At 60.5% G+C, this 2,670-nt stretch carries 2 protein-coding genes and 1 pseudogene; 1 reads left to right on the forward strand and 2 read right to left on the reverse strand.

Annotated elements, in window-relative coordinates; translation table 11 throughout:
• The coding region (locus G455_RS0122045; RefSeq protein ID WP_028095590.1) for a helix-turn-helix domain-containing protein at positions 1 to 478 on the reverse strand (478 nt) is incomplete at its 3' end.
• Positions 468 to 1,805, reverse strand: coding sequence for an ABC transporter substrate-binding protein (locus tag G455_RS25220; RefSeq protein WP_051312691.1), 1,338 nt, complete (start codon positions 1,803 to 1,805; stop codon positions 468 to 470). The genes G455_RS25220 and G455_RS0122045, both read right to left, overlap by 11 nt.
• A 176-nt stretch (positions 1,806 to 1,981) precedes the next feature.
• Here G455_RS25220 and G455_RS25225 point away from each other — a divergent pair.
• A pseudogene (locus tag G455_RS25225) lies at positions 1,982 to 2,575 on the forward strand (FAD/NAD(P)-binding protein); the annotation flags it as partial.
• Between the last annotated feature and the right edge of the window lie 95 nt (positions 2,576 to 2,670).

The following is a 2,670-nucleotide window of genomic DNA, read 5'->3' on the forward strand; positions in this document are numbered from 1 at the left end:
GAAAATACAACAGCTCTATCCCCTCATGCTGAAACGCAGGAAATCTATCGCTCTCACTGTCCAAAACTATCAAATATGGCTCTACAACTACTCCGGAATTGTTCGACCCGATATGCCCCAGAAGGTGGTACTGATGCCCGGCGCGGGTTCCTGCGCGTTCGATCTCGACCCCCTCGCCGGCCTTCACATGCACACAGCCGCGCTCTTCCTCATAACCGGAAAAGAGCTGGACCAACGGCACCCGCAGGGCATGGGCCAGCGCCGAGATCGTATTGAGCGACGGCGAAATCACCCCGTTCTCGATCTTCGACAGCATCCCGACCGACAGCCCAGTCTGCTGCGCCAGATCCGAGCCGGTCATCCGCGCCCGCTTGCGCAATTCACGCACCTGACGCCCGATCGCAACCTCGAGGTTCTTCTCACGCGGTTCTTTCACCGCATGCGGATTCTGCCGCAAGATACCCTGTTCACTCTTCACGTCGCTCTCCTCTTTCTTCGTCTTTCATTCCGGTCTCGCCCCCGTCCTCGGCCAGCGCCCGTGCCAGATCCGGCTTGACCCGCTGATGCCATAGCTGCCCCAGCGCGCCCAATTCGTCCACCAATCGCCCGCCATGCGCGTCGAGCCAATCCAGCACCGAGCCGAACTCCTGAATCCGCGCCTTGCCGTCACGGATCGCCACCACCGGCCAGTCGCCGACCAGCGCATTGTCGATCCCATAGACCTCCATACCCCACCAGTTGGCCAACCCGAAGACATGCGGCATCCGCCGCCCGCGCTTCAATGCCGCCAGGACCAGCCCGGTCCCCAGACTGTCCGCCATCTCCACCGCCTCGTGCCAAAGGTCAAGGATCGAGGCATATTCCCAACTCACTGCCGACCAATGCCCCGGGAAACGCGCATTGTAGGAGTCGAAGAACGCTTTCGGCCGATGGAAGAAGAACGCGGTCTCAGCCAGTCGCGGATCGTCGAAATCGGGGAATTGGAAGGTGAAACGCTCCATGAACGCAACAGAGGTACACGCGATCAGCTCAGGATAATTGTCGCAGGTGCAGGCGATGATCTCGCCCCGGAAACCTGCCTCGAAAGCCGCCACCGTCAGCTTTTCGATCATCGGCGGCGCAGAGGAGCACCAGCAGAGCACATCCGGACGCGCCTCGAGCATCTGCGCCACGATCGCTTCGGCCGCGCCCGCCTGGGCATCATAAAGCACCTCGCTGACGATCTGCCGCCCCGCCACATCGAAGGCGGCGCGATAGGTGGCCAGCGACGGCAAGCCCATCAAATCGGTCTGGGAACACAGCGCCACGCGTTTCGCGGCCGGGCGATTGCGCGCCAGCCACTCCACCCCGGTGACATTGAAGAACGGATGCACCTCGGCCGGCGCGATCAGCGTGGGGTGATCCGGCGACAGATCCGAGGGCAGAAGCGTCGCGGTCAGTACCCGGCGATCCATCAGATAGGCCAACGCCAGCCCGAGATCGCCGCCGCCCAGCGTCAGCACCAGCCGCACCCGCTGCGTCTCGACCATCTGCCGGGCCGCCTCCAGCGTCGCCGCCGCCTCACCGGCACTGTCATGAACGATAAGCTCGATCAGATGCCGGCGCCCGGCAACCATCATGCCGCCATGGGCGTTGATCCAATCGACCCAAAGATGGCAGCCCTCGACCCCGGGGCGCCCCCAGCGTTCCTCGGGCCCGGACATGGGCACCAGGGCACCAATCCGGATAGGCGCCCTGTCCTGAACGCTTAGGCGCGGCAGCGCTCCGGCAACGGCAAGCCTCTGCGCCAGCGAAGGGGTGCTCATTTTTTCATCTCCAGCTCAAAACCATGCCAACCGACCGCTTCGCACTTCGAAATTTATATTCCTGCAAAGAAAATTCATTGACCACCAGAAAAATTTTGGACCAAACCAAAATAGTCAAACAGAACCAATTCAAAATATTGGTTCATACCAAAAACAAGACAACAGGAGTTACGATCATGACCAAACGAGTCGCCGTCATCGGAGCAGGCCCCTCCGGCCTTGCCCAACTGCGCGCGTTCCAATCCGCGGCCCAGACCGGCGCCGAGATCCCGGAAATCGTCTGTTTCGAGAAGCAATCGAACTGGGGCGGCTTGTGGAATTACACTTGGCGCACCGGTGTCGATGAGAACGGCGAGCCGGTGCATGGGTCGATGTACCGCTACCTGTGGTCCAATGGTCCGAAAGAGGGACTGGAGTTCGCCGACTATTCCTTTGAGGAACATTTCGGCAAGCAGATTGCCTCCTACCCGCCGCGCGCCGTCCTGTTCGACTATATCGAAGGCCGGGTGATCAAGGCGGACGTGCGCAAGTGGATCCGCTTCTCTTCCGTGATCCGCTGGGTCGAATATGACACTGAGACGGGCGATTTCGAAGTCACCGTGCACGACATGGTCGAGGACCGCGTCTACAAGGAGCGTTTCGACAATGTCATCGTCGCATCCGGTCACTTCTCCTCGCCGAATGTGCCGGAATACGAAGGTTTTTCCCAATTCAACGGCCGCATCGTCCACGCCCACGATTTCCGCGACGCCCGCGAATTCGAGGGGAAGGGAGACTGTGCCGAATTTTGTGCCTGACGCGTTTTTTTACGCCATTGGGAAGCGGTCTTCGAACATGATGGCAAGCTGACTTCTGACAGCGTGCC

The organism is Pseudodonghicola xiamenensis DSM 18339, assembly GCF_000429365.1.
GTDB lineage: Bacteria > Pseudomonadota > Alphaproteobacteria > Rhodobacterales > Rhodobacteraceae > Pseudodonghicola > Pseudodonghicola xiamenensis.